Here is a 26,745-nt window from a genome sequence, read left to right on the forward strand (position 1 = left end):
CGGGCCGGCCTCAGACCGGCAGCCGGGCGGCGGGCACGAGCGCGGCCAGGCCCCCGACGAGCTCCTCGGCGAGCAGCAGGTCGGAGGTCAGGTCGCGGTCGGCGGTGTCGGCCACCCCGCCGTCCTGCTCGTCGAGCCACGCCATCGCCCGGGCCAGCGCCGGTGGGTGGGAGTCCTGCATCCGCAGGCACCGCAGCGAGGCGACCAGCTCGGCGGCGATGACGGCTCGGAACCGCGAGACGGCGTCGAGCGCCTGCCGGGCGGCCAGCGTCGCGAAGCTGGCGTCCTCCTCGACGCCGCGCGAGAGCGTCACCACCTGGGTGCCGGCGGGGGTGGCCAGGGCCCGGAGCTCGGCCAGCGCCGAGGCCGCGGAGTACTCCACGATCATCACGCCCGAGGCCGCCGGGGTGCCGTCGCCGAGGAACGGGTGCAGCCCGGTGTACGCCGGCTCGGCCAGCATCGTGAGCCGGGCCAGGCTCAGCTGCGCCGCCTGGGCGAGCGCGAGCACCAGCGCGTCCAGCGACTGCACGAGGTACGCCGCGTGGAAGCCGCCGTGGTGGGCCACCCCGTGCGCGGCGGAGACGACCGGGTTCTCCGACGGGGCGTTGGCCATGGCGGTCACCACCGTCTCGGCGAACGCCAGCCGGTCCATCAGCGCGCCGTGCACCTGCGGCAGCGTGCGCAGCCCGAACGGGTCCTGGATCCGGCTCGGCGCGACGCCGGGGTCGACCAGCTCGCGCACCGTGCGGCACACCCAGCGCGCGCCGGGGAAGGGCGTGGCGACCTCGACGGCCGGGCTGAAGGCCTCGGGGTTGCCGCGCACCGCCGCGAGGTCCATGGCCGCGACGACCAGCGAGGAGCGCGCCAGCCGGTCGAGGTCGGCGACCGCGAGCGCCGCGTCGGCGAGCACGGCGGCGTTGCTCGACATGAAGGTGAGGGCGTCGCCGGGCCCGAAGGTGGCCGTGCGGGGCGGCACCGGGACGCTGCGGACCTCGCCCGCGATCACCAGCGCCGTGGTGGCCAGGGCCGCGAGGTCGGCGGTGCCGACGCTGCCGCCCTCGCGCACCGGGGGGAGCGCGTCGGCGGCGATCATCTCCGCGAGGGCGTCGAGCACCTCGGGCCGGATGCCGTTGCCGTCGGCGGCGAGCTGGTTGAGCCGGATGGTCAGCATCGCCCTGACCCGCGACGCCGACCGGCGCTCGCCCGAGCTGGTGGCGTGGGAGCGCAGCAGCCGCAGCGACTGGGCGTCGGGGTCCGGCACGACGACGTCTCGGTTGGCCCCGACCCCCGTCGAGCGGCCGTAGACGGGCCGGGTGGCGGCCACCTCCTCGGCGTACGCGTGGGAGCGGGCGACCCGCTCGCGGGCGGCCGGGTCCAGCCGCACCGGGTCCGTGCGCCGCGCCGCCGCGACGACGTCCGCCAGGCTCAGGTGCTCCCCGTCGACGACCGGCACGCGTGCTCCCCTCCCGGGCCGGGGGAGGGGCCCGGCCTGCCACTGACCCCGGCTCGGTGCGCCGGCGGTCCCCCGCCATCGTCCACCCGACGTCCGTCCTGCGGGCGCCGCCCACCCCGGGCTGGGCGGCGTGTCCTAGCGTGGAGGAGCGATTGTGCACAACTGGTGTGTGGAATGCTCGACAGCAACGCCCGGCCGCCGGCCGGGCCCGGACCGTCCGCGGAGGACTCCTCAAGATGATCCGGTTCGACCGAGCGACCAAGAAGTACCCCGACGGCACCGTGGCGGTGGACGAGCTCGAGCTCGAGGCGCCGACGGGCCAGATCACCGTGCTCGTGGGCCCGTCGGGCTGCGGCAAGACCACCTCGCTGCGGATGGTCAACCGGATGATCGAGCCCACCTCCGGCACCATCTGGCTCGACGACACCGACACCGCCTCGATGCCGGCCCACGAGCTGCGCCGCAAGATCGGCTACGTCATCCAGCACGCCGGGCTGTTCCCGCACCGCACCATCGTCGACAACGTCGCGACCGTGCCCTACCTGCTCGGCACCGGCAAGCGCGAGGCGCGGAGCCGGGCCATGGAGCTGCTGGAGCGGGTCGGGCTCGACCCGGCCTTCGCCAAGCGCTACCCCGCCCAGCTCTCCGGGGGCCAGCAGCAGCGCGTCGGCGTCGCCCGGGCGCTGGCGGCGGACCCGCCCGTGATGCTCATGGACGAGCCGTTCAGCGCGGTCGACCCCGTCGTGCGCGACCAGCTCCAGGACGAGTTCCTGCGGCTGCAGGGCGAGCTGGGCAAGACCATCGTGTTCGTCACCCACGACATCGACGAGGCGATCAAGCTCGGCGACCGCGTGGCGGTGCTGCGCGTCGGCGGCACCCTGGCTCAGGTGGCGCCCCCGGCCGAGCTGCTCTCGCGGCCCGTCGACTCCTTCGTCGCCGGCTTCGTGGGCCGTGACCGCGGCTACCGCGCCCTGGGCTTCACCGAGTCCGGTGCGCTGCCCACCCACGACGAGCCCACGGCGCGGCTCGGTGAGGCCGTCCCGCAGGGTCACGACCTGGTCCTGGTGGTCGACGGCGAGCAGCGACCGCAGGGCTGGCTCGACCCGGCCTCGGCCCGCGGCACCGTCGAGGAGTCCGACCTGCTGCGCGGCGGCACCCTCGCCACCCAGGGCGGCACGCTGCGCGCGGCGCTCGACGCCTGCCTGTCCTCGCCCTCGCGGCGCGGGGTCGTCGTCGACGAGCAGGGCCGCCTGCTGGGCTCGCTGACCGCGCGCGAGGTGCTCGACCTGATCGAGCGCGACGAGGAGCCCGCGTGAGCACCGCCGCGGCGTACGCCGTGCCGGACCTGGCCGCCCACGTGGTGCAGGCGGCGAGCTCCTCGCCGGGAGCGTTCTTCTCCTACTTCCTCGACAACCGCGCCCGCACCCTCGACTGGCTGTGGGCCCACACCTGGCTCTCGGTCGTGCCCGTGCTCGTCGGCCTGCTGCTCGCGCTGCCGCTCGGGTGGCTGGCGCGCCGCTACTCCTTCGTCTACCCGCCGATGATGTCGATCACCGGCGTGCTCTACACGGTGCCCTCGATCGCGCTGTTCGTGCTGATCCCGCCGCTGGTCGGGCTCGACCCGCTCTCGCCCCTCCAGGTCCCGATCGCGCTCAGCCTCTACTCCACCGCGCTGCTCGTGCGCGTGGTCGCCGACGGCCTCGCGGCGGTGCCCCAGGACACCATCGCCGCGGCCACCGCGATCGGGTTCCGGCCGGTCAACCGGTTCTTCAAGGTCGAGCTGCCGATCGCCGTGCCCGTGATCACCGCCGGGCTGCGCGTCGCGATCGTGGCCAACGTCAGCATCGTGGCCGTCGCCGGCACCATCGGCATGACCAACCTCGGGCTGCTCTTCGACGAGGGCTTCAAGCTGTCGACCGACACGCCCTACTACCCGCCGATCGTGCTCGGCATCGTGCTCTGCGTCCTGCTCGCGCTGGTCCTCGACGCCCTCGTGGTCGCCCTCGACCGGTCGCTCACCCCCTGGCGACGGGCGGTCCGACGATGATCGGCGACACCTTCGGCTGGCTGACCGACGCCGCCCACTGGCGCAGCACCAACTTCGACACCGGCATCTGGGACCAGCTGCTCGCCCACGTCGGGTTCAGCGCGATCGCGCTGGTGGTCGCGCTGCTGGTCGGGCTCCCGCTGGGGCTGTGGATCGGGCACACCGGCCGGGCCACCTGGCTGGTCACGGTCGTCAACGCCGTGCGGGCGCTGCCGACCGTCGGGGTGCTGGTGCTCCTGGTGGTCGTGATCGCCCCCAACTTCTACGGCCGCACCAACGCGGGCTACCTCATCCCCACCGAGATCGTGCTGGTGCTGCTCGCGGTGCCGCCGATCCTGTCCAACGCCTACGCCGGCGTGCAGAACGTCCCGCCGGCCGTGCGCGACGCCGCCTTCGGGATGGGCATGACCGGTCGCCAGGTGCTGGCCCGGGTGGAGCTGCCCAACGCGCTGCCGCTGATCTTCTCCGGCTTCCGCTCGGCCACGCTCCAGGTGATCGCCACGGCGACCATCGCCTCCTACGTCACGCTCGGCGGGCTCGGCCGGTTCATCTACGACGGCCTCGCCCAGCAGGACTACCCCCAGATGATCAGCGGCGGCCTGCTCGTCGCGGCGCTGGCGCTGAGCGTCGACCTGCTGCTCGCCCTCGTGCAGCGCTACACCGTCTCCCGCGGCCTCACCGGCCGGCTGCCCCGCGCGGGCCGCGTCCGCCGCGAGGGCGCCGACTCCCGGTCCGCGGTCCTCACCGAGGAGCTCGCCTCGCAGGGCGCGCGCTGAGCGGCGTACGCCCCCCCATGACCCACCACGACACCCGTCACCCGACACAACGGAGAACCCCATGAAGAACACGCTCGTCGCCATCGCCACGGCGGCCACCCTCAGCCTCGTCGTCGCGGGCTGCGGCTCGGACTCGGGCTCCGGCAGCTCCGGCTCCGGCTCGTCCGGCGGCGGCACCATCGCCGAGAACATGGTCTTCGGCGGCCCGCCGGAGTTCAAGACCCGCGCCGACGGCATCCCCGGCCTGGAGGAGAACTACGGGGTGAAGTTCGGCAAGTACACCGTGACCGACGTCGGCGGCCCCGTGACCGTCAACGCCCTCAAGCGCGGCCAGGTCGACGCGGCCGACCTGTTCACCACCGACCCGTCGATCGAGGCCAACGACTTCGTCATCCTCGAGGACCCCAAGAGCAACTTCGCGGCCCAGAACATCGTGCCGATCATCAACAAGGACAAGGCCTCGGACGGGGTCCAGGAGGTGCTCAACGGCATCTCCGAGGAGCTCGACACCGACGGCCTCGGCGAGCTCGTCGGCCAGGTGGTCAACGACAAGGAGAAGCCCGAGGACGTGGCCAAGGCCTGGCTCGCCGACGAGGACCTCGACGGCTCCGGCGACTCCGCCTCCGGCGAGAGCATCACCGTGGGCTCGGCCAACTTCCCGGAGAACGTCATCCTCGCCGAGATCTACGCCCAGGCCCTCGAGGCGCAGGGTGCGCAGGTCGCCACCAAGCTCAACATCGGCAGCCGCGAGAAGTACTACCCGGCGCTCGAGCAGGGCTCGCTCGACCTGTTCCCGGAGTACACCGGCACGATCCTGACCTACCTCGACAAGGAGGCCACGGCCACCAGCCCCGAGGACGTCTACACCGCCCTCGGCGAGGCCCTGCCGGAGAACCTCGTCGCGCTGGACTACTCCGAGGCCCAGGACAGCGACGCCGTCGTGGTGACCAAGGAGACGGCCGAGAAGTTCGACCTCGAGACGATCGCCGACCTGGCCAAGAGCGCCGGCTGATCACCCACGTCGCCGCCGTCGGCGGTGCGGCAGGATGCGGGGCATGAGCCCCGAGTCCACCCTGCCGCGCCGCTGGCTCGGCAAGGTGCAGCGGCGCGGGCTCGTCGCCCGTCGTGCCCTGCGGGCGGCGCACCCCGAGGTCACCGTCGTGGTGGTCCTCGACGGCGAGGTCAGGGCGGCTCGGCGTGCGCTCGAGTCCGCCCGGGCGCAGACCCACGCCCGTGTCGAGGTGCTCGCCGTGGCGGCCGACGCCCGGCTGCTCGCCCTGGCCCGCACCGCGGCCTCCGACGACGGGCGGGTCCACGTCGTCGAGGCGCCCGGCTGCGACCGGGCCCGCGCCCGGGCCTTCGGCGCGGTCGCGGCGCAGGGCCCGTGGCTGCTCTTCGTCTCTCCGGGCCAGGTCCTCCACCGCGAGGCCGTCGCCCGGCTGCTCGCCGGGCGCCAGCACGGCCCCCACGACGCGGGGGTGGTGCTCGGCGGCCTCGCCGGGGCCGACCCGGCCGACTCCTGGGCACGTACGCCGCTCCTCGCCCGCCTCCTCGTGGAGCAGGAGCGCTGGGCGCGCACCCTCGACGACGCCGAGCCGGCCGGCCGGACGGCGGCCACCGCGCTCCTCGCGCTGGGCCACGTGGTGGCCGAGGGCGTCGTGGTCGACGACGTCCGCGACCAGCCCGACTGGTGGAGCAGCAGCAGCGACCCGGCCGCCGAGCTGTCGGCGCGGGTCGCGCAGGACCGTGCCTCGCTGGCGCTGCTCGAGCGCGACGACCAGCTCCGCCACCGGCGCGAGCGTGCTTCCGGGGCGCTGACCGACGACCTGCCCCCCGTGCTGGCGGCCGCCGAGCTGCTCGACGACGCGGGCTGGCGGCTGCTGCGCTCGCACGCCGCCGAGCTGCTCGCCGGGGCCGACCTGGCGACCGTCCCCGCCACGCCCCGATCCGCGGCCTGGCTGGCCGCCCAGGACCGTCGCGAGGACCTCGTCGCCCTGGTGGCGGACCGTCGCGCCGCTGCGGGTCACCTCGCCACCGAGGTGGTCGACGGCCGCGTGCTGGCGCTGCTCCCCGAGGCGGGCTCGCTGCCCGCCGACGCGCGGGAACTGACGGTCGCCGAGTCGGGGGTCGGTGCCCGCGTCGTGGGCCACCACGTCGACGGCCAGGACCTGGTGGTCGACCTGCAGGCCGGGCTGCGGCGGGTCGACGAGCAGGCTCCCGTCGTACGGCTGGAGGCGGTGGGGGCCGGCTCGGTCGTGATCGGCGACCTGCCGGTCGAGGTGGTCGAGGACCCGGACGTGACCTCCTGGCTCGGCGAGGCCCACCAGCGTCACGACCTCGGGGCCGTGCGCACCCGGCTGCCGCTCGCGGCGCTGGGGGAGGCGCCGTGGGAGCTGCGGGTCGAGGTGAGCGACCGCGGCGTCACCCGCACCGCGCTGGCGCAGGGCTCGGTCTCGGCCGACGCCAGGCCCTCGGCCGCGTCCCCCGTCCCGGCCCTGTCCGCCCACGAGCAGCGACGGCTGCAGGACGGCTTCGCGGCCGCGACGGCGTCGCCCGACCCCGGGCTGCTGCTGGCCGTCCCCGCCCGGTCGGGGCTCACCTCCGACGCGGCGGCGCTGGCCGCCCGGTGGACCGACCACGCCGGTCCGGGCGCCCGGGTGCTCGTCGTGGTCGACGACCCCGCCTCCCCGGTCGTGGCGGGGGCGGAGGCGGTGCTGCGACGCAGCCCCCGGTGGTACGCCGCCCTGGCCGAGGCCGGCTGGGTGGTGACCGACCACGACGACGTCCTCGGCACGGTCGACACGGCCGCCGGCGAGACGGGCGACGGGTGGTACGCCCCGCGCGCCGGCCAGCGCGTCGTACGCACCACGACCGGAGGTCCTGGGCCTGCCCGCGGCCTGGCGCGCTGGCGTCGGCTCGGGCTGGTGCCCTCGCACGTCGAGCAGCTGCTGGACCGCACCTCGCGACGGTGGACCGACGCGCTGGCCTCCTCACCGGGCGTGGTGCGCCACCTCGTCGAGGACTGGGCGTACGACGGGCCGGTGCTCGCCCTCGGACAGCCCCGCACCGACGCCCTCGTCGGCCCCGACGCCACCCGCCGCCGTGACCGGACCCGGGCCGCGCTCGACCTCGCCGACGGCGACACCGCGGTCCTGTGGGCCACCACCTGCCGCGACGACGTCACCGGCACCTGCCTGGCCGCCGCCGGTGGCCCCGGCCCCGACGCCGCCCGCGTGGCCGGGCTGCTTGGCCCGGGGCACGTGCTGCTCCGCCTGCACGACCACTGCGGCCACCACGACCCGCCCCGCGACGGCGCCCGCGTCCTCGACCCGGACGACGTCGCCGGCCACCCGGTGGCCGACCTGGTGCTCGCCGCCGACGTCGCCGTCCTCGACTTCTCCCCCCTGCGCCACGACCTTGCCGTCGCCGGACGCCCGGTCGTCGTGTGGGCCCCCGACCTGGCCGACCACGTCGACCGGCAGGGCGAGCTGTTCGACCTCCCCGCCTCGGCCGCCGGCCCCACGGTCGACTCCACCGGGGCGGTCGTCGCCGCGCTGGCCGACGTGCCCGCCCTCCGGTCGAGCTGGGAGCGGCGCCGTCGCGACCTGGTGGACCACCTGGCCCCCCGCGACGACGGCGGGGCCGCCGACCGGGTGCTGCGGGCGCTGCTGACGGACGACGGAGGGTCGTCGGCCTGAATAGGATGACGCCCGTCGGTCCGACGCCTACGCCATGGGAGATCCCGCGTGAGACGAGTCCTGAGAGCTGTCCGGGCAGGACTACCGGGCGGGGGCGAGGAGACGATCTACGCCCGTCACGCCGGCCACCTCCCGCAGCACCCGGGTCGGCGCGTCGTGGTCGTCGCCGGGGCCCAGGCTCCCGAGCGGGTGCGTGAGGCCCTGCGTGCCTTCCGTGGCGGTGAGCTGCACGTCCTGGCGCCCCACCGTCACGCGGACTGGGAGCTGGAGTCGGTCGGTGGGCAGCACCACACGACCCGGCAGCTGTGGGACATGGACCGCGAGCTCAGGCTGATGGGGCCGGTCGACGTGCTCGTCGACCTCGAGCAGGCCGCGGCGTCGGTCCACCAGGACCGGTGGTCGCACCTGTTCTTCCACCTCGCGCACGGCGGGGCCTGGATCCTGCCCCGGACGGCCATCGGGGGCGGCGGCGCCGGTCTCGACAGCCTGGCCCGGGTCGCCCAGCTCGTCGCGGGCGACGGCGCGGTGCCGGCGACCCACCGCGAGCGCAGTCTCGGCCAGGCGACCTCGGAGGTGCTGATGACCTCCGACGTGGTGCTGGTGCGCAAGCGTGACCACCACCTGGCCGCCCTCGGCGAGCGCGAGGCCGTGCGCGTCCTGTCCACGCGCGAGCCGGAGCTGGACGTCTCGGTGCTGGGCCGCCTCCCCGCGCGCACCTTCGACAGCGGCATCGAGGTGGTCTCCCACGAGGCGGACGTCCCGGCGGACGGTCTCGAGACGACGTTCGCGGTGCCCGAGATGCGGGTGCGCCGCTACCAGGGCCGCGTGGCCGTGTCGTCGAACTCGTTGGTCTACAGCGGGTCCTCGGTCCTCCCGGAGTCCTTCCGTCACCCCTTCGAGCGCAACCTGCGCACCACCCGCCTGGTGCCGAGCCGCGCCGGCTTCGGTCGCGTCGAGGACGAGTTCCGGCCGCGGCGGCAGCTCCGTGGCTCCTACTTCCACGTCGACTCCTCCAACTCCGGTCACTTCGGGCACGTGCTCACCGAGGTGCTGTCGCGGATGTGGGCCTGGCAGCTCGCCAAGGCCGAGATCCCCGACCTCAAGGCCGTCCTGCGGATCCGCTTCGCCGGGGAGCGCGACCCCGACCTCGAGCGGCGCCTGTTCGCCGGCCTGGGCGTCGCGCCCTCGGACGTGGTCGCGATCGACCAGCCGGTGTGGGTCGACGAGCTCGTCGGCGCGACGCCGATGATGCAGAACAAGGTGCCCTACTACGTGCACCCCGACATCGTCGAACGGGTCTGGCGGCCCGTGACCGCGGCGCTGCGCGAGGGGCGCACCGGGGTGGGGGAGCGGGTGTTCGTCTCCCGCCGGTCCGCCGGGGGGAGCCGGTCGTGCCACAACACGGCCCAGGTGGAGGCGCTCTTCCAGGACCACGGCTTCGTCGTGGTCTATCCCGAGGACCACGACCTCGCCGAGCAGGCGGCCGTCTTCCACGACGCCCGGGTCCTGGCCGGGTTCGGTGGGTCCGCGCTGTTCAACGCGATGCACTGCCGCGACCTGGAGCACCTGGTCGTCCTCAACAGCGACGCCTACACCGCGCGCAACGAGCAGCTGTACGCCGCCGCCCTCGGCGCCAAGGTGACGTACTTCTGGAACACCCCCGACACCCGGGTGGTCCCGGGCACGTGGTCGAACGACGCCTACACGTCGTCGTGGACCTTCGACCTCGACCGTCACCGCGAGGCCCTGCGCGCGCTGTTCGGGGAGCTGGGGTGAGCCTCCAGGTCGTCGTCCTCCTCGACGGCGGTCACGGGCTGGCGCCCACGGTCCGCAGCCTGCACGCCCTGCCGCACGGCCTCGTCGACGAGGTGTGCTTCCTCGTCACGGGGCCGGGACCCAAGCTCCTCGAGCGTCTGCAGGAGGTCGTCGACGGCTCCGCGGGCTGGCGGGTCGCGAGCGTCCCGCGGCGGGGTCGTGCAGCCGGCGCGAGAGAGGTGCTGCGCCGCACGACCTCCACCCACGTGGTCGTCGTGCCCGTGGGGGGAGAGCTGCTCGCCGAGGGGTTGCGCCGGATGGCGCTCCTGCACGAGACGTCGGGGGCGCAGGCGGTGGTCGGGCGTCACTCCGGGGCCTCGCTGCGGGGGTTGCTCCGCGACGCGGTCGAGCTGGAGGAGGTCCCCGTCGCTCCCGTCCCCGTGCTGTCGGCCGCGGTCGACGTCGCGCGTGCGGCAGCCGTGACGGAGGTGGAGCCCGAGGACGAGGCGTGGCTGGGCACCTGGCAGGGCCAGGCGCTCGCCGCCGCCGCGACCGTCGGTGCGGTGGTGGAGCGGCCGGCCCTCGCCGGTCTCCGGCTGCCGTCGCCGGAGTGGCTGCACCCCCTCCGCAGCCGGGCGACGTGGGACGGAGGGGTCCTGCAGCTCGAGGTGAGCTGCCCCAGCGCCCCCTCGACCGGCCAACCGAGCCTGGCCACGTGGCGGATGCTCGCGGTGCGCGCGTCCGACGGCGACGAGATCCTGCTCGACTCCTCCGTCGCGGCCCACGAGGGGTGGCGCGACGTCAGCGCCCGCCTGGACGTGGCCTCGCTGCCGGACGGTGCCTGGCGCCCCGCCGTGGAGATGGTGCACGGCGCGGTCCACGGCCGGGGCCCGATGCGCTGCCAGGACGGCCCCGACCTGGTGGTGGGCGGTCGCCCCGTCGTCACCACCCGCCTCGGGGACTACCTGGAGGTGCAGGTGGGCGAGGTACGCCGCCCCGTGGTCCGCGTGGACCCCGGCTCCCGGCCCGTCGTCCTCGACGACGGGCGTCTCTCCCTCGGCCTGCTCGACCTGGAGGTGGTGGGGGAGACGCCCGGTCGCGCTCGGGTCACCTGGGCGGGCGAGCACCTCGAGGCCGTCGTACGGGCCCGCGCCGGCGAGGTCCGCCTGGAGCTCGACCCGCCCACCGGCGTCGACAGCGCCCCCGTCACCGTGCTCTTCGGCGGCCGGGAGGCCGCCGGCGCGGGCGTGGTGATGACCAGGTCGGAGCGGGGCGAGGTCAGCCTGGCCCCGCTCGCGGCGGGGACGTCCACGACCGTCACCTGAGGCGGGCACCGCCTCGCCGAGGCGGTCGTCGGTGCGTCCCGACCGGCGGGCGAGGTGGTTAGGGTGGGGCCCCGCCGTCGGGGCTCGGCCGCAGCCGCCGACGAGACCTGCTGCAACCCCCTGAGGAGCACGATGCTGACCGTATTCGTCTTGGTCGAGGACGACCACGGGCTGGTCGAGACCATCCGGGCGCTGGACCTGCAGACGCTCGGACGCGCCGACCACCGCGTCGTCCTCGTCCCGACCTCGACGGACGACACGCTCCTGGCACGGTTGCAGCTCCTGGAGCGACGGCGCCCCCACGTGACCCTCGCCGGGCGGTCGTCCACCGTCGGAGGAGCCATGTTGGAGGCGATGCAGGCGCACGCCGCCGACGTCGTCGTCCCGGTCCGACTGGGCACGCGGCTGATGCCGGAAGCGCTCGCCCGTCTCGCTGCGGCCCCCACGGGGCACGCCGTCGTCGGGCGACGGTCCGGGACCGACTCGTTCCTCCCCGCCCCGGGCCCGCTGACCGACCTCGTCCCGTGGGCCGTCGTGGCCGTCTCCGGAGCGCGAGCGGTCGCGGCCGCCGAGGCAGCCGCGGACGCCGCTGACGCCGGCGCGTGGGTCGCCCGGTGGCAACGGGCCGTGCTGGACGCAGACGCAGACGCCGACGCCCAGCAGCTGGTGGACCGTCCGATGGCGCGCGGGGAGCAGCTGGCCCGGGAGTCGCTGGTCGAGGTGCCCGACAGCCGGCTCGCCTGGGACGGTGCGCGCATCACCCTCGAGGTGCACCTCGGCGGCCTCACCGACCTCGACGAGGCCACCTTCTTCGTGCACGCGGCCGACTCCGGGGAGGAGCACCCGTTCCCGGCGGCCGTCACGCAGCGCGACCAGCACGTCGTGCTGGAGGGTGCGCTGGACCTGTCGTCGGTGTCCGGGGTCGAGCTCCCCGACGGTGAGTGGCTCGTCGGGTTCGACGTCCGGTCCGGTGGGTGGCGCGGACGCGGTCGGGTCCCCAACACCGAGATCGAGCCCGGCCTGGTGCGCGGGAGGCCGGTGCTCCGGTCGCTGCGGCGTCGCTACCTCGCCCTCCAGGTCGGGGCCGTGAAGCGCAACTTCATCGACGCCGACCCGCGGTCGGCGGAGATCGTCGAGTCGGTCCGGGGCACGCGCCTGCGTCTGCCCCTGCGCCACCTGCACGTGGCCGAGACCGAGGCGGTGTCGGGACAGCTCCTGCTGGGCGGTCTGGCGGTCGCCGCCGAGATCGTGTCGACCCCGGGCGGCGCCCGGCTCGAGGCCTGGCTGTCGGGTCTGGCCGGGACCTACGACCTCGGCGCCCGGTTCGGGCACCGGCGACCGGTGCCGACCGGACTGACCCTCGAGGTCGACGGAGTCGGACGGATGCGGCTGGTCGCGACCCCGCCCCCGTCAGCGTCTGCCCCCGCTGCGGTCCTGTCCCGGGCGCAGCAGGTGCGTGCCAGGCTCCGCTCCGCGCTGCCCGGCCCGGTGAAGCGCGCGGTCAGGCACGCGGTGGGGGCGCGACGCGCCAGGGCGTGACGGGCCTGGGCGTGACGGGCCGGGCCGACCTGCCGGTCCGGGGAGTGACCTGGGTCAGGCGAGTCGGGCGAAGTCGCGTCCCAGCGTCGTCCGCAAGGACTCGGCGAGCTCGGCGTGCATGCGGTCGGGTCCGCCGCGCTGCGTCCGCAGGATCTCCCAGAACTCCGCCTCCAGGACCGCCTCCGGCTGCAGCACCGTCAGTCGGTCCATCAGGTCCGCGGGCACGTGCTGGGGGTCGGGTCGGCGGAACCGCGCGACGATGTCGTCGTAGTGGTCGGCCAGCGTGGTGTCGGTGGGGTCGAGACCGGTGACCAGCAGCAGCCCGGTGGGCTGCGTGTCGACCGGCAGCACCGAGAGCCCGGGGCGGTACTCGGCGAGGACCTCCAGGATCGGGAAGACGTCACCCGTCCATGCCTTGGTGACGCGCTGGCGGGCGGCCTCGTCGACGGTGCGCGGCAGGACGTCGTCGAAGACGATGAGCCCGTGCCGGCTGCAGCTGCGCTCGGTGTTGATGAAGTCACGCAGCGCGAACTCGAAGAGGTGGAGCCCGTCGATGAAGGCGAGGTCGAACGGCACGCCGCCGGTGGCGGCCAGCGGGTCCGGTGAGCTGAAGTACTCGTCGCTCGTGGTGCGGAACAGTGCCACGTCCCCGTCGAGCGGCACGGTGATGGCGTACCCCGGATCGACCCCGACGCTGCGGCACGAGGCCAGCCGCAGGCTCTTGCCGGACGCGACCCCGACCTCGAGGTAGGCCTGCGGCTGCAACCGCGCGTGCATCTGGGCGAAGAAGTCCAGGTAGTACATGGCCGGCAGCCTAGTGCGCGGCGGGCCCGAAGACCGCGTCCACGACCCGGGCGGCGGCGTGCCCGTCGTCGAGCGGAGCGAAACGCTCGCGGAACCGGGCCCGGCGCTCCCGGTAGCGCGGGTCCTCCGCCGGGAGGGCGGCCAGCTTGACGAGCAGCTCCTCCTCGGTGGAGCACAGGGGTCCCGGGGCCTCGGCCTCGAAGTCGAAGTAGAAGCCCCGGATGGCGTCGCGGTAGTGCACGAGGTCGGGGACCAGGAACAGCAGCGGCCGGTCGAGGACGGCGAAGTCGAACATCACCGAGGAGTAGTCGGTCACCAGGGCGTCGGAGACCAGGAAGAGGTCGTTGACGTCGGGGTAGAGGGTCACGTCGAGGACGCGGGAGTCCCGGGAGCCGTGGATGCTCGGCGCCGACGCCGAGTTGGAGTGGCCCCGGACCAGCACGACGCTGCCCGGCAGCTGCGCGGCCAGACGGTCGGGGTCGAGGTGGAGGACCTTGGCGTGGCCCGAGTCCGACGGGACGCTGTCGCGCCACGTCGGCGCGTAGAGGACGACGTGCTGGTCCGGGTCGATCCCGAGCAGCGCCCGGACCTCCGCCGCACGCTCAGCACCCTCGGGACGGACCAGGATGTCGTTGCGGGGGTAGCCGGTCTCGAGGACCCGGCCCGAGTAGCCGAAGGCACGCGGGAAGATCTCGGAGCAGTAGGGGCTGGGCGAGACGAGCGCGTCCCACGCCCGGGCCTCCTCGTCCATCGTCCGCAGGTAGCTCAGCGTCAGGTAGCGACGGTCGGTGATGTCGTTGCCGATGCGCTTGAGCGGCGTCCCGTGCCAGGCCTGGAGGTAGGTCTGGCCCTCCGCGGCCCGGAAGAAGTGGGGGAAGTTGTTGTTGTTGACGAGGTACGCCGCGCGGCCGAGCAGGTCGTACCACTCCGGGGTGAAGCGGTGCACGGCACGCGTGCCCTCGGGCACCGGCACCGAGCCGTCCACGACGCTCCACACCAGGTCGAGGTCGCTCCCACGGCGCAGCAGCTCGGTGGCCACCGCGGCCGGGGAGTCGCCCGTGGACTTGCCCCCGAACGACTCCAGCAGCACCACGGGGGCCCTCTCGGCGACCCGCGCGGCGGCGTACGCCTCCTCGCGCAGGCGCTGCTGCTCGCGGCTGGCGGCCACCGGGGCGGCCAGGGCGTTCGACCGCAGCACGAGGTTCCAGTCGTTGCCGACCCCCGCTCGGACCCGCTGTCCCGGAGCCGCGTGCTCGGGAGGGAGCTCGGCACGCAGCTCGGAGGTGGTGAGGTGACGCGGAGCAGCGTCCTCCGTGGTCGGGGCGCCGTCCGGTCCCGCCGACGCGAGCTCGTAGGGGCCCTCGGGCAGGGCTCGGGCCCCTGATCCCCAGGGGTCGGCCTCCAGGGGCACCCGGACCCGGAAGTCGCCGGCCGGCAGCGGCTCGGACCGGTCGCCGTGGGCGCGGGGGCCCGAGAAGTGCAGACGTCGTCCGGCCGCCCCCAGGCTGGTCCCGCTCAGCACGGCGTCGGCGCCGTCGAACCCGACGGAGGAGACGACGACGGTGGGCGCCCAGGTGTCGACGGTGACCAGCTGCGCGGCGCCCCGGTGCACGAAGGCCCCGCGGTCGGCGGCCCCGAGGGCGTTCGGACCACCGCCCCACAGCACCCGGGTCCGTCGTCCCGACCGGTGGAGCGTGCGCAGCACGAGCGGGGCCTCGGCGGCGCGGACGACGACGTGCAGCTCGTCGGGCGCGGGCGTGCCGTGGTCGAGCTCGGTGTGGGGCACCCCGGTCTCCGGGTCCACCAGCTCGACGAGGACGACGGGGTCGCCCGCCGGGACCCGCAGGGTCAGCTCGAGGGCGTCGTCGGGCGCGCTGGTGCTGCCCTCGAGCACGGCGTAGGTGTCGTGCACGAGGACCCGGAACCCACCGCCCACGAAGCCGGCCAGGCGCACCATGCGGCCCTCGGCGCAGCGGGGTGACCGGTCGCCGCCGGACTCGGTGGCCAGCACGTGGGTGATGGGGCTGGTGCGCTCGAAGGAGCCCTGTCGGTGCCGGAACTCCAGGTCGAGGGAGTGCTGGCCGGGGGGGAGCGCGCGTGCCAGGTGAGCGGCGTCGACGACGGCCTCGAAACCGCTGTCGCTCCGGTCCTCGTGGGAGCGCAGCGCCAGCTCGTCCAGACGCGGGTCGGTGTGGCGGGTGACGGTGACGGGTGCCTGGAAGCCCTGCGGCCCGTGGAGCACCAGGTCGAGCCGGTGGGGGGCGTAGGAGGTGTCCAGCGGCGTCAGCATGGCCGACCCGCGGAGCACCAGCTGCGTGCCCCGCCAGACGACCTCGGTGAGCCGCACGACGGGCCGTACGTCGACGTCGCGCACGACCCTGAGGTGCGTCGGCAGCTCCGCGGTGGTGACCTCGTCGGGCACGTCGTAGCGGGCCTCGCCGCCCACGACCGTGACGGGCAGGCCGTGCGGGTTGCGTTGCTGCCAGACCCGCAGCGTCGTGCCGGCGTCGCGACCCCCGTGGCTGAGGACCCACGCGAGGCTGCGGCTGGGGAACGACACCTCCTGCCAGGTGTGGGCCGGTGCCTCGCGTCGGATCTTCTCCAGCTGCCGGGACAGTGCCTCGACGTAGGGCTGGCCGCTGCTCAGGGCGGCCGTGAGGTAGGCGGGCATGTCGAAGTCGAGGAGCTTGAGGTACCAGACCTCCTTGAGGTCCTTGGGTGCCCCGTCGAAGAGCGACGCGGCTTCGTCCTGCGAGCGGATGCGGTCCCGGAGGTCGAGCGGGTCCGCCTTCTGCTGGGAGATGGAGGTGCCGTCCATCCGCGAGCGCCACAGGTAGACCGGCCGGCGCACGATGTCGAAGCAGTCGGCGTGCATCAGGGCTGTGACCATCGGCACCTGGTCCTCGTAGCGCACGCCGACCGGGAAGCGCAGGCCCTCGGCCCGCCAGAACGCGCGCCGGAAGACCTTGTTGGGCGCGGTGATGTCGAGGAGCATCCACGGGTGGTCCTGGATGCGCAGGCAGTCGCGATCGCGGTCCAGGTGGCGCGAGACCCACCCCGGACGCACGGCGCTGGCCTCGTCGGGACCCCGCACGATGGCACCGGTGACGAACTCCGAGCCGGTGTGCTGCAGTCGCCCCACCATGGCCTCGTAGGCGCCGGGCAGCACGAGGTCGTCGGAGTCGCAGAAGGCCAGGAACGCGCCCCGGGCGTGCTCGGCCCCCACGTTGCGGGCCGCCCCGAGACCGGCGTTGGCCTGCCGCACGACGCGGACCCGCGGGTCGCGGGCGGCGATGCTGCTCGCGATGTCGCCGGAGCCGTCGGTCGACCCGTCGTCGACGACGACGACCTCGAGGTCGGTCAACGACTGGGTCAGCACGCTCTCCAGCGCGGCCGCGATGAAGGCCCTGGTGTTGTAGGCCGGCATCACCACCGAGAGGGTGGGCGCGCGGCGTACGCGTGCGGCGTCCACCCGGCGTCGGGTCTCACGACGCAGCTTGCGCGGCGCCCGGGAGGTGCGCACCGCCAGGGTGTGGACCGACTGACGTAGACGTCGCGTCGCTGGCAAAGTACCTCCAAGGCAGACCGGCTGGAACCGCCGCGATCATAGTCAGGGAGCGCCCTGCCCCTTGGCCGGCGCGACCGGGGCGGGACGAGCGGGAGGACAGGCAGTGGTGCGGATGCTGGGGGAGCGGTTCTCGGCCCGACGGCGCACACGTGCGCGGCTCTCGGTCGTGGTGCCGGTCTACGACGTGGCCGGCTACCTCGACGAGTGCCTGCGCAGCGTCCTCGCCCAGGACCTGCCGCGCAGCGTCTCGCTCGAGGTGGTGTGCGTCGACGACGGGTCCACGGACGGCTCCGGCGACCTCGTGGCGGCGTGGTCGCGGTCCGACCCGCGCGTGGTCGCCGTCCACCAGGAGAACGCCGGGCTCGGGGCGGCCCGCAACCGTGGGGTGCAGCACGCCACTGGCGACCTGCTGACCTTCGCCGACTCCGACGACGTCGTGCCGGCCGGGGCCTACGCCGCCCTGGTGGGCTCGCTGCTGTCCAGCCGGTCGGACCTCGCGGTCGGCGCCCTGGAACGGTTCACCGACCAGCGCACCTCCATGGGCCCGTTGATGCGCGAGAACCACCGCCACCCACGGACCGGCACCTCCGTGCTCGAGCAGCCGCTCCTGCTGGCGGACGTCTTCGCCGTCAACAAGGTCTACCGACGCGCCTTCTGGGACGACGCGGGAGCCCGGTTCCCGGTCGGCACCCGCTACGAGGACCAGCCGACGCTGACTCGCGTGCTGCTCGCCGCACGGGCCGTCGACGTGCTGGGCGAGGTGGTCTACCGCTGGCGCACCAGGTCCGACGGGTCGTCCATCACCCAGGGGCGCGGTGACGTCGCCGACCTGACGGACCGGATGGCCACCAAGCAGGACAGCACGGAGGTGGTCCTGGCGGCCGGGGCGGACCAGCTGGTCGACGACTGGTTCGGACGCATCCTGCCGGTCGACATGTGGGAGTACTTCCGGGCGGCGCCGGAGGCGTCCGAGGAGTACTGGCGGCTCCTCGTGGAGGGGGTGCGTGCGCTCTGGCCCCCCGGGGTCCGGGGCTTCGAGACGACCCAGGTCCCGGTGCAGCAGCGGCTGATGGGGGTGCTGGTCGCCCAGGACCGACGTGCCGACCTCGTGCGTCTCCTCGCGGCCGTCGACGAGCGCGGGGTGCGCGCCGCCGGGGACGGCGAGCGCGTGGTCGACCTCCCCTTCGCGGGCGACGCGGACGTGCCCGCAGCGGCCTGGACGCTGTCCGACCGCGACCTGGCCCGGCTCGGTCCGGCGGGTCCGCCTCAGCGGTAGCCCAGCACATCGGGGCGGCGACGGTCCCACTCCAGCGCGGAGGCGATCGCCTCCGTCAGGGTGGTCTCGCACCTCCACCCCAGCAGTTGGTGGGCCAGGGAGGGGTCGGCACAGGCTCCGGCGGAGTCGCCGGGGCGACGCGGTGCCTCCTCGACCGGGACCGTGAGGCCCGTGACCTCCTCGACCGCCGCGACGAGCTCCCTGACCGTGGTGCCGGTGCCGGTGCCCAGGTTGAGGACCCGCGTGGTCGCTCCGTCGTCCAGGACCTCGTCGAACCTCTCGACCGCGTGCACGTGGGCGACGGCGAGGTCGCCCACGGGGATGTAGTCACGCAGACCGGTGCCGTCGCGGGTCTCGAAGTCGGTCCCGGTGAGGCGGAAGCGGGGCCGGGTGCCGTTGGCCGCCATCACCAGCTGCCCGAGCACGTGGCTGGGCTCGGCGGCGTGGACGCCGCTCGACAGGTCGGGGTTGGCGCCGACCGGGTTGAAGTAGCGCAGGACCACGCCGCGCAGGGTCGTGGCCGCGGTGAGGTCGGCCAGGACCTCCTCCATCATCAGCTTGGTGCGCGCGTAGGGCGACTGGGGGCCGGTGGGTGAGGTCTCGGTCACCACGGGCTCGGGACCCGTCGCGTAGACCGACGCGGACGAGGAGAACACGACGCGGTCGACGCCCGACCGCGACAGCTCGTCGAAGAGCACCAACGACTTGGCGACGTTGTTGTCGTAGTAGAGCGCCGGCTGCTCCATCGACTCCGGGACGCTGACGTAGGCGCCCATGTGGATCGCGGTGGTGAGGTCGGGGTGGTCCTCGACCACCCGCCGGAGCAGTGCCCGGTCGGCCAGGTCGCCCTCGTAGAAGACCCGGTCGCGGACGAACGCGCGCGGTCCGCGCTCGAGGGAGTCCAGGACGATCGGGGTGTGGCCGGCCCGTTCCAGGGCGGAGGCGGTGACGGAGCCGATGTAGCCGGCCCCTCCGGTGACGAGAACCTTCACGTGGGAAGGCTAGTGGGGGCCGTCGGGCCCGGCGGGACGCGCACCACGTCTCAGCAGCACGGAGGGACGTTGACCACCGCGGTGATCGGGTAGTGGTCGGACCCCGTCAGCGTCGGTGCTGCGGCGTTGACCTTGAAGCTCACGGCGCCGCCGGTGCCCCGGCTCAGGATGTAGTCGATCTGGGTGCCGCCGGTCAGGTGCCAGGCCTCGACCGTGCCCGGTCCGCTCCACCTCGTGTTGTGGCGGCGGCCGGCGTTCGCGGTGTCGGCGAACCCGGCGCCGGTCAGGGTGGCCTGGGGCTGGTTGCCGTACGGCGCGTGCCCCTGGGCGGCGTTGAGGTCACCGGCCACCACCGTGGGGACGCCGTCGCAGGCGGCGCCCACCCGCGTGCCCACCCGACGCAGGTCGCTGCCCGGGTCGCGCAGCTCCCCCAGCACCTGGGCCACCTCACGGTCCCGGTGGTCGGCCGAGGCCCGGTCGTAGGTGCCGAGGTTGGTCAGCAGGTGGACGTTGACGACGCACACCTGGGTGGCGGGATCGGCCAGCTGGGCCAGGCGGACCCACGAGACCCACCGGTCGACGTTGACGCCGCCGGTCTGGCCCGCGATCGGGGTGTGGGTGAGCATCGCGCCACGGTCCACCCGTCGCCAGACGTCGTCGCGGTAGTAGGTGCGCGTCGCCTGGGAGGACGCGGAGGACGCCTGACGCGGGTCGGAGGCGCGGTCCCAGTTGCGGTCGTCGGCCAGGGCCCACCCCCGGGGCTGGAGCCGCGCGGCCAGGTCGGCGTACTGCGAGGAGCCGCTGCCCACGCCCGTCGGGGAGTTGGACGCCTCCTGGGTGGCCACGATGCTGCTGCCCGTGGCGTCGATCTGCGCGGAGACGCGTGGGCCGCGGGTCTGCCACGGGAGCTGGCCCGGCGTGTTGGCCGACAGCACGTTGAAGGAGGTCAGGGCGACGGGGCGTCCGGCGGCGGGGGGCAGCGGGAGGGGCAGCTGCGCGTTGCGCGACGGCAGCCAGTCGACCGACGTGGTCGCGGACGGGGCCACCCAGCTCGCGAGCCCCGAGGAGCTCAGCGCGCGTCCGTTGTGCGAGAAGACCTTGAGCCGCACCGTGTTGCCCGAGGCGGAGGAGACCCGGCGTCCGAAGGAGGTCAGGTCGGCAGCCGAGAGGTTCACCGTCGTGCCACGGGTGAACCGGAGCTTGCACGGGTAGGCACAGGTCGCGGGCGAGGTGGGCAGGGTCCGGGTGGTGGGGGCCCACGCGACGGTGTACCCCGTGGCGCGGAGCCGGCTGGGCCAGGAGATGGTCAGGCCGTCGGGGCGCCGGACGGCTCGGATGCTGCTCGCCGCGAAGCCCTGGGGGCGGGTCGACCGCGCCGTGGAGACCGCGCTCACCGGCTCGGCCTCGAGCGCGACGGCACCCCCGCCCGGTGCCGATCCGGCGGGAGCCACCCCGGGGTGGCCCGCGACCAGGAGAGCCGCCGAGAGGACGAGCAGGGAGGCGGCGTGGCGCCAGGGTCGCATCGTGGCTCCGAGAAGAAGAGGGACGGTACGAGAACTATGTCAATGGAAGTCACGATCCGTGGGACAAGTCCGATTTCAGGATCCGTCCGTTCCCTGGCTGTGGCCGCCCCGGGGCCCGTGGGGTGTGAGCCGCGTCATGCAGCGTTCCCGTATCGGGCGCCGCGGGTGCGGCGTACATTCTGGAGTGCTCCTGCGACATCCGAAGTAGTCCGGTACCCCTGGTGGACTGGAACGAAAGGCGATGATCACCGATGGCCCGAATCGGGGTTGTCGGCGCCGGCCGTGTCGGCGCCGTCCTGTCCGCTGCGCTGCGCGCCGCCGGCCACGAGGTCGTGGCGGCTGCGGGCCAGTCGCCCGCCACGTTGCAGCGGGCCGCTGACCTGCTGCCCGGCGTCCCGGTGGCCAAGCCCACCGACGTCGCCCGTGCGTGCGACCTGCTGCTGCTCACCGTGCCCGACGACATGCTGGAGAACGTCGCGACCACGCTGGTGGGTGCCGGCGCGATCCGCGAGGGCCAGCTCGTCGTGCACACCTCGGGCCGCCACGGTCTCGCCGTGCTGCACGCGGCGACCGCCGTCGGCGCCCGCGCGGTGGCGCTCCACCCGGCGATGACCTTCACCGGCACCGCCGTCGACCTCGACCGGCTGGCCGGGTGCGTGTTCGGCGTGACCGCCGGGGGCGCCGAGCGCGACGTCGTCGAGGGCCTCGTGGCCGACCTGCGCGGCGTGGCGATGTGGGTGCCCGAGGACAAGCGGACGCTCTACCACGCGGGTCTGGCCCACGGCGCCAACCACCTGGTCACATTGGTCAGCCAGGCGATGGACCTGCTCGCCGCCTCCGGCGCGGAGGACCCCGCCGCGACGCTGCGGCCGCTGCTCACCGCCGCCCTCGACAACGCCCTGGCCTCCGGCGACGCCGCCCTGACCGGGCCGATCGTGCGCGGTGACGTCCGCACGGTGCGCGACCACCTGGTCGAGATCACGCGGACCGCGCCGGCCACCGTCCCGTCGTACGTCGCGATGGCCCGGGCCACGGTCGAGCGGGCCATGCGCGACGGCCGGCTGCTGCCGATCCGCGCCCACGCCGTCGTCCGCGTGCTCGACGCCGCGCTCGCCCGGGTCGAGGGCACGCCGCAGCACCAGCCGGTCCGGTGACCGTGACGGCCGCCCCGCGGCTCGTCGGGTCGCGGGAGGAGCTGCGCGCGGCGCTCGGCGCGGACGCCGGCCCGGTCGCGCTGGTGCCCACGATGGGGGCGCTGCACGCCGGTCACGCCGCGCTGATGGCGCACGCCCGGGGCGTCGGGGGCCCCGACGCGCCGCTCGTCGTCTCGGTCTTCGTCAACCCGCTCCAGTTCGCGCCGGGGGAGGACCTCGACCGCTACCCCCGTACGCTCGACGCCGACCTCGAGGTGTGCGCCCGCGAGGGCGTCGACGTGGTGTTCGCCCCGTCCGCCGACGAGGTCTACCCGGGGGGCGAGCCCGAGGTGACCGTCGCCCCGGGGCCGCTGGGCGCCGAGCTCGAGGGCGCCTCCCGCCCCACCCACTTCCGGGGCGTGCTCACCGTGGTGGCCAAGCTGTTCGGGCTGGTCCGCCCCGACGTCGCGGTGTTCGGCGAGAAGGACTACCAGCAGCTCGCGCTCGTACGCCGGATGGCGGCCGACCTGTGCCTGGGCGTGGACGTGCTCGGCGCCCCGACCGTGCGCGAGGACGACGGGCTGGCCCTGTCGAGCCGCAACCGGTTCCTCGACGCCGCGCAGCGGCAGCAGGCGGTGGCGCTCTCCCGGGCGCTGCGGGCGGCGGCCGCGGCGGGTGACCGGGGCCCGGACGCCGCGCTGGCGGCGGCCCAGGGCGTCCTCGACGCCGCCACGGGCGTGGACCTCGACTACCTCGCGCTGCGGGCGCCCGACCTCGGCCCGGCGCCGGCCACCGGACCCGCCCGGCTGCTGGTGGCGGCGCGACTGGGCGCCACCCGGCTCATCGACAACGCCGGCCTCGAGCTGGGCGCCGGCCCGACCGCGACCCCGGGGAGCCCCTGATGCTGCGGACCATGATGACCAGCAAGATCCACCGGGCCACGGTGACCCAGGCCGACCTGCACTACGTCGGCTCGGTCACGGTCGACGAGGACCTCCTGGACGCCGCCGACCTGCTGCCCGGGGAGCTGGTGCACGTCGTGGACATCACCAACGGTGCCCGGCTGGAGACCTACACGATCGCGGGCGAGCGCGGCTCCGGCGTGCTCGGCATCAACGGTGCGGCCGCGCACCTCGTCCACCCGGGCGACCTCGTCATCCTCATCGCCTACGGCCAGATGGACACCGCCGAGGCCCGCACCCACCGCCCGCACGTCGTGTTCGTGGACGAGCGCAACCGGGTCGTCGACCTCGGCGACGACCCCGCACGGGTCCCCGACTCCGCCGACGGGCTCGTGCGCGGCGACCTGGTCGACCGGTAGCCCCGTGCTGCTCTGCGCCGACATCGGCAACTCCCACACCGTCCTCGGGCTGCTCGAGGACGGCCCCGACGGGGTGGAGGTGCTCGACCACTGGCGCGTGGCCACCGACGAGCGGCGCACGGCCGACGAGTGGGCGGTGCTGCTCGGCGGCCTGCTCCGCGACAGCACGGTCGGCGACCGGGTGACCGGCGTCGCCGTCTGTGCCACCGTCCCGGCCGTGCTGCACGAGTGGCGCGAGATGCTGACGCGCCACTGGGGCACGGTCCCGTCGGTGATCGTGGAGGCGGGCGTGCGGACCGGCGTGCCCGTGCTGATGGACAACCCGCGCGAGGTCGGCGCCGACCGCGTCGTCAACGCCCTCGCGGCCGCCCGGCTGTACGACGGGCCGGCGGTGGTCGTCGACTTCGGCACCGCCACCACCTTCGACGTCGTCACCGCCCGGGGGGAGTACGTCGGCGGCGCGATCGCCCCCGGCATCGACATCTCGCTGGAGGCGCTCGGCCGCCGGGGCGCCCAGCTGCGCAAGGTCGAGCTGCTCCCGCCGCGGTCGGTGATCGCCAAGAACACCGTCGAGGCGCTGCAGTCGGGGATGGTGCACGGCTTCGCCGGCCTGGTCGACGGCATCGTCACCAAGATGGTCGCCGAGCTCGGCGTACGCCCGGAGGAGGTGCACGTCGTCGCCACCGGCGGCCTCGCCCCGGTCGTGGTCGCCGAGTGCCGCACCCTGACCGACCACCAGCCCTGGCTCACCCTGCTCGGCCTCGCCCTGGTCTTCGAGCGCAACCGCCCCGCCTGACCCCGACCCCGGAGGCGCCGGCCGACCCCCAGGGGTAGTCCGAGACGAGAAGCACCGTCAACGAGCCCTCGACGGTGCTCTTCGTCTCGGACTACCGCACCGGAGGGCGCCCTCAGTGCGCGGCGGCGGTCTTCTTCCTGCGCGGCACGACGTGCATGACGGTGACCACGACGGCGCCGACGACGACCCCGATCAGGGCCGAGAAGAAGGTGTTGGTCAGCCAGGCCAGCGCGCCCTCGATCGACGGGGCGAGGTGGGCGACGGCCTCCTCGGCGTGGTGCACCAGGTCGTACGGCGCGTGCCAGCCGAGCTCGTCGACCCCGACGAGCAGGATGTGGCCGCCGACCCAGAGCATCGCCACGATGCCGACGGCCGAGAGCCCGCGCAGCAGCCAGGGCATCCCCTTGACCAGCCCGCGACCGAGCTTCTGGGCGGCGGGGGAGTCGCGCTGGGCGAGGTGCAGGCCGACGTCGTCCATCTTCACGATGACCGCGACCACGCCGTAGACGAGCGCGGTGATGGCCACGGCGACGATGGCCAGGATGATCGCCCGGCTCACGAAGGCCTCGCTGGCGACCTCGTTGAGCGAGATCACCATGATCTCGGCCGAGAGGATGAAGTCGGTGCGGACCGCCCCGGAGACCACGGCGTCCTCCTGGTCCTGGCCCTGCGCGCTCGCCGGCTCGGCGGCCGCCTCGTGGTGGCCGGAGAACTTCTCCCAGAGCTTCTCGGCGCCCTCGTAGCACAGGTAGGTGCCGCCGACCATGAGGATCGGGGTCAGCAGCCAGGGCAGGAACTGGCTCAGCAGCAGGGCCGCGGGGAGGATGAAGAGCAGCTTGTTGCGCAGCGACCCCTTCGCGATCCGGGCGATGATCGAGAGCTCGCGCTTGGGGTCGAGGCCCTGGACGTAGCGCGGCGTGACGGCCGCGTCGTCGACGATGACCCCGGCCGCCTTGGTGCTCGCGCGGCCGGCCGCGGCGCTGACGTCGTCGACCGACGCCGCCGCGAGCCGCGTCAGCGCCGCCACGTCGTCCAGCAGGGCGGCGAGGCCGCCGCTCACCGGCGGGTCCGGGGGGCGGGAACGACGCAGGAGGAGCGGGTCATGGGCGCAAGCCTAGGGGCTCGCCCGCCCGGGGGAGGGGCCTCGCGGTCTTCTACGCTTGCGCGCATGAGCGACGCCGCCGCCCCCTCGCCGGGCGCCACCCCCGACGACCTGCCCGAGCAGCTGCAGGTGAGGCGTGAGAAGCGGCAGCGGCTCCTGGACTCCGGGCGGCAGCCCTACCCCACGACCGTCGAGCGCACCCACACCATCCGGCAGCTGCGCGAGACCCACGACCCCCGCCTGGAGGCCGGCGAGCTCGAGCCGGACACCCGCACCGGCGAGCAGGTCGCGATCGCCGGGCGCGTGATCTTCCAGCGCAACACCGGCAAGCTCTGCTTCGCCCGGCTGCGCGAGGGCGACGGGTCGGAGATCCAGGTGATGCTGAGCCTCGCCGAGGTCGGCGAGGAGTCGCTGGGCGAGTTCAAGCAGCTCGTCGACATCGGTGACCTGCTCGCGGTGCGCGGCGAGGTCATCACCAGCCGCCGCGGCGAGCTCAGCGTCGCCGCCACCTCCTGGGAGCTGGCGGCCAAGACGCTGCGGCCGCTGCCCAACGAGCACCGCCCGCTGTCCGACGAGGCGCGCATCCGGCTGCGCTACGTCGACATGATGATCCGCCCCGAGGCGCGCGAGATGGTGCGCACCAAGGCCACCGTCCTCAAGAGCCTGCGCCGCACCCTCGACGAGCGCGGCTACACCGAGGTCGAGACCCCGATCCTGCAGCTCACCAACGGCGGCGCCGCAGCCCGGCCGTTCCGCACCCACCTCAACGCCCTCGACCAGGACATGCTGCTGCGCATCGCGCTCGAGCTCGACCTCAAGCGGGCCATGATCGGCGGCGTCGACCGCGTCTACGAGATCGGTCGCACGTTCCGCAACGAGGGCCTCGACTCCACGCACGCAGCCGAGTTCTCGATGCTGGAGGCCTACGAGGCCTACGGCGACCAGTTCACGATGATGGAGCTCACCCGCGCCCTCGTCATCGACGCCGCCCGCGCGGTCGGGCGCACGGTGGTCCCCGGTCGCGACGGCTCCGAGATCGACCTCGAGGGCGAGTGGCGGCAGGCCTCCATCCTCGATCTCGTCTCCGAGGCGATAAACGAGGAAGTCACTGTCAAGACTCCGGTGGAAATGCTGCGGCAGCACGCGGCGGCGCACGACGTCGAGCTGCAGCCGAAATGGGGCCACGCCGAGATCGTGGTCGAGCTCTACGAGCAGCTCGTCGAGGACCACCTGATCAACCCGACGTTCGTCATGGATTATCCGGCGGCGGTGAAGCCGCTCGCCAAGGCGCACCGCAGCGAGGCCGGGATCAACGAGGCGTGGGACCTGATCATCAACGGCGTCGAGCTCGCCCCGGCGTACACCGAGCTCAACGACCCCGTCGTGCAGCGCGAGCGGCTTGAGGCGCAGTCGCTGCTCGCGGCGGCCGGCGACCCCGAGGCGATGGAGCTCGACGAGGTGTTCCTCAAGGCCATGGAGTACGGCATGCCGCCCGCCGGCGGCATGGGAATGGGCGTCGACCGGCTCGTCATGCTGCTCACCGGTGCCGGTATTCGGGAGACAATTCTTTTCCCGTTGCTGCGACCCGAGTAGGCCCGGGATTTCTCGCCATGTGGTCTGTTAGTGTCCGGTTCTGT

At 74.3% G+C, this 26,745-nt stretch carries 20 protein-coding genes; 14 read left to right on the forward strand and 6 right to left on the reverse strand.

Going from position 1 to position 26,745, the window contains the following annotated elements; all coding sequences use genetic code 11:
* Positions 1–10: 10 nt before the first annotated feature.
* On the reverse strand, positions 11–1,453 hold the full coding sequence (locus ASG49_RS00880; RefSeq protein ID WP_056535860.1) for an aromatic amino acid lyase: 1,443 nt from the start codon (positions 1,451–1,453) through the stop codon (positions 11–13).
* 236 nt (positions 1,454–1,689) lie between these two features.
* On the opposite strand from ASG49_RS00880, the gene ASG49_RS00885 reads away from it, so the two are divergent.
* The 8 genes from ASG49_RS00885 to ASG49_RS00920 all read left to right on the forward strand — a co-directional run bounded on the left by ASG49_RS00885 (position 1,690) and on the right by ASG49_RS00920 (position 12,593).
* The gene (locus tag ASG49_RS00885; protein WP_056535863.1) at positions 1,690–2,769 is read left to right on the forward strand and encodes an ABC transporter ATP-binding protein; all 1,080 of its coding nucleotides are present in this window, start codon (positions 1,690–1,692) and stop codon (positions 2,767–2,769) included.
* Positions 2,766–3,500: an ABC transporter permease gene (locus tag ASG49_RS00890; RefSeq protein ID WP_235561849.1), complete on the forward strand. Its 735-nt coding sequence runs from the start codon at positions 2,766–2,768 to the stop codon at positions 3,498–3,500. Before ASG49_RS00885 ends, ASG49_RS00890 begins: the two co-directional genes overlap by 4 nt.
* A complete protein-coding gene (locus ASG49_RS00895; RefSeq protein ID WP_056535866.1) occupies positions 3,497–4,276 on the forward strand; it encodes an ABC transporter permease in 780 nt (259 codons plus the stop codon). The genes ASG49_RS00890 and ASG49_RS00895 overlap by 4 nt, the downstream gene beginning before the upstream one ends.
* A 61-nt stretch (positions 4,277–4,337) precedes the next feature.
* A complete protein-coding gene (locus ASG49_RS19015; protein ID WP_056535868.1) occupies positions 4,338–5,288 on the forward strand; it encodes a glycine betaine ABC transporter substrate-binding protein in 951 nt (316 codons plus the stop codon).
* Between the two features lie 43 nt (positions 5,289–5,331).
* The gene (locus ASG49_RS00905) at positions 5,332–7,974 is read left to right on the forward strand and encodes a CDP-glycerol glycerophosphotransferase family protein (RefSeq protein WP_056535870.1); all 2,643 of its coding nucleotides are present in this window, start codon (positions 5,332–5,334) and stop codon (positions 7,972–7,974) included.
* 48 nt (positions 7,975–8,022) lie between these two features.
* Complete coding sequence (locus ASG49_RS00910) at positions 8,023–9,750, forward strand: DUF563 domain-containing protein (RefSeq protein ID WP_156384139.1); 1,728 nt, start codon at positions 8,023–8,025, stop codon at positions 9,748–9,750.
* Entirely contained in the window at positions 9,747–11,054 is a 1,308-nt protein-coding gene (locus tag ASG49_RS00915; protein ID WP_056535876.1) for a hypothetical protein, read from the forward strand. Before ASG49_RS00910 ends, ASG49_RS00915 begins: the two co-directional genes overlap by 4 nt.
* Before the next feature lie 132 nt (positions 11,055–11,186).
* Positions 11,187–12,593 (forward strand): hypothetical protein, encoded by a 1,407-nt coding sequence (locus ASG49_RS00920; protein WP_056535880.1) that lies wholly within the window; start codon positions 11,187–11,189, stop codon positions 12,591–12,593.
* Between the two features lie 54 nt (positions 12,594–12,647).
* On the opposite strand, the gene ASG49_RS00925 is transcribed toward ASG49_RS00920, so the two are convergent.
* Both ASG49_RS00925 and ASG49_RS00930 read right to left on the reverse strand, forming a co-directional pair.
* Complete coding sequence (locus ASG49_RS00925) at positions 12,648–13,397, reverse strand: class I SAM-dependent methyltransferase (protein WP_056535883.1); 750 nt, start codon at positions 13,395–13,397, stop codon at positions 12,648–12,650.
* A 10-nt stretch (positions 13,398–13,407) separates the two neighbouring features.
* Entirely contained in the window at positions 13,408–16,920 is a 3,513-nt protein-coding gene (locus ASG49_RS00930; protein WP_056535886.1) for a bifunctional glycosyltransferase family 2 protein/CDP-glycerol:glycerophosphate glycerophosphotransferase, read from the reverse strand.
* Positions 16,921–17,077: 157 nt separating this feature from the next.
* On the opposite strand from ASG49_RS00930, the gene ASG49_RS00935 reads away from it, so the two are divergent.
* Positions 17,078–18,241 (forward strand): glycosyltransferase, encoded by a 1,164-nt coding sequence (locus tag ASG49_RS00935; RefSeq protein ID WP_082533873.1) that lies wholly within the window; start codon positions 17,078–17,080, stop codon positions 18,239–18,241.
* Here the strand turns inward: ASG49_RS00935 and galE are convergent.
* Positions 18,232–19,233: a UDP-glucose 4-epimerase GalE gene (gene galE, locus ASG49_RS00940; protein ID WP_056535892.1), complete on the reverse strand. Its 1,002-nt coding sequence runs from the start codon at positions 19,231–19,233 to the stop codon at positions 18,232–18,234. The genes ASG49_RS00935 and galE overlap by 10 nt on opposite strands.
* A gap of 50 nt (positions 19,234–19,283) precedes the next feature.
* Positions 19,284–20,756 carry an endonuclease/exonuclease/phosphatase family protein gene (locus tag ASG49_RS00945; RefSeq protein WP_056535895.1) on the reverse strand — a complete coding sequence of 491 codons (1,473 nt, stop codon included), beginning with the start codon at positions 20,754–20,756 and terminating at the stop codon, positions 19,284–19,286.
* 251 nt (positions 20,757–21,007) lie between these two features.
* Between ASG49_RS00945 and ASG49_RS00950 the strand changes: the two genes are divergently transcribed.
* The 4 genes from ASG49_RS00950 to ASG49_RS00965 are packed head-to-tail and all read left to right on the forward strand — an operon-like array spanning position 21,008 to position 24,006.
* Positions 21,008–21,910, forward strand: a complete 903-nt coding sequence (locus tag ASG49_RS00950) for a Rossmann-like and DUF2520 domain-containing protein (protein WP_056535898.1) — start codon at positions 21,008–21,010, stop codon at positions 21,908–21,910.
* Positions 21,907–22,791, forward strand: coding sequence for a pantoate--beta-alanine ligase (panC, locus tag ASG49_RS00955; protein ID WP_235561850.1), 885 nt, complete (start codon positions 21,907–21,909; stop codon positions 22,789–22,791). Before ASG49_RS00950 ends, panC begins: the two co-directional genes overlap by 4 nt.
* Positions 22,791–23,210 carry an aspartate 1-decarboxylase gene (gene panD, locus ASG49_RS00960; RefSeq protein ID WP_056535902.1) on the forward strand — a complete coding sequence of 140 codons (420 nt, stop codon included), beginning with the start codon at positions 22,791–22,793 and terminating at the stop codon, positions 23,208–23,210. The genes panC and panD overlap by 1 nt, the downstream gene beginning before the upstream one ends.
* A 4-nt stretch (positions 23,211–23,214) precedes the next feature.
* Positions 23,215–24,006 carry a type III pantothenate kinase gene (locus ASG49_RS00965; RefSeq protein ID WP_056535905.1) on the forward strand — a complete coding sequence of 264 codons (792 nt, stop codon included), beginning with the start codon at positions 23,215–23,217 and terminating at the stop codon, positions 24,004–24,006.
* 112 nt (positions 24,007–24,118) lie between these two features.
* On the opposite strand, the gene ASG49_RS00970 is transcribed toward ASG49_RS00965, so the two are convergent.
* Positions 24,119–25,066: a DUF808 domain-containing protein gene (locus ASG49_RS00970; RefSeq protein WP_056535906.1), complete on the reverse strand. Its 948-nt coding sequence runs from the start codon at positions 25,064–25,066 to the stop codon at positions 24,119–24,121.
* A gap of 108 nt (positions 25,067–25,174) precedes the next feature.
* On the opposite strand from ASG49_RS00970, the gene lysS reads away from it, so the two are divergent.
* The gene (gene lysS, locus ASG49_RS00975) at positions 25,175–26,701 is read left to right on the forward strand and encodes a lysine--tRNA ligase (RefSeq protein ID WP_056535909.1); all 1,527 of its coding nucleotides are present in this window, start codon (positions 25,175–25,177) and stop codon (positions 26,699–26,701) included.
* Positions 26,702–26,745 lie beyond the last annotated feature (44 nt).

Source organism: Marmoricola sp. Leaf446 (assembly GCF_001424755.1).
Lineage (GTDB): Bacteria > Actinomycetota > Actinomycetes > Propionibacteriales > Nocardioidaceae > Marmoricola.

Bases quoted from the DNA above. Each gene is read 5' to 3' on its own strand.
- ASG49_RS00895 (WP_056535866.1), top strand. From the start codon at position 3,497: ATGATCGGCGACACCTTCGGCTGGCTGACCGACGCCGCCCACTGGCGC.
- ASG49_RS00905 (WP_056535870.1), top strand. From the start codon at position 5,332: ATGAGCCCCGAGTCCACCCTGCCGCGCCGCTGGCTCGGCAAGGTGCAG.
- ASG49_RS00945 (WP_056535895.1), bottom strand. From the start codon at position 20,756: ATGCGACCCTGGCGCCACGCCGCCTCCCTGCTCGTCCTCTCGGCGGCT.
- ASG49_RS00885 (WP_056535863.1), top strand. From the start codon at position 1,690: ATGATCCGGTTCGACCGAGCGACCAAGAAGTACCCCGACGGCACCGTG.
- ASG49_RS00925 (WP_056535883.1), bottom strand. From the start codon at position 13,397: ATGTACTACCTGGACTTCTTCGCCCAGATGCACGCGCGGTTGCAGCCG.
- ASG49_RS19015 (WP_056535868.1), top strand. From the start codon at position 4,338: ATGAAGAACACGCTCGTCGCCATCGCCACGGCGGCCACCCTCAGCCTC.
- panD (WP_056535902.1), top strand. From the start codon at position 22,791: ATGCTGCGGACCATGATGACCAGCAAGATCCACCGGGCCACGGTGACC.
- ASG49_RS00920 (WP_056535880.1), top strand. From the start codon at position 11,187: ATGCTGACCGTATTCGTCTTGGTCGAGGACGACCACGGGCTGGTCGAG.
- lysS (WP_056535909.1), top strand. From the start codon at position 25,175: ATGAGCGACGCCGCCGCCCCCTCGCCGGGCGCCACCCCCGACGACCTG.
- ASG49_RS00950 (WP_056535898.1), top strand. From the start codon at position 21,008: ATGGCCCGAATCGGGGTTGTCGGCGCCGGCCGTGTCGGCGCCGTCCTG.
- ASG49_RS00935 (WP_082533873.1), top strand. From the start codon at position 17,078: ATGCTGGGGGAGCGGTTCTCGGCCCGACGGCGCACACGTGCGCGGCTC.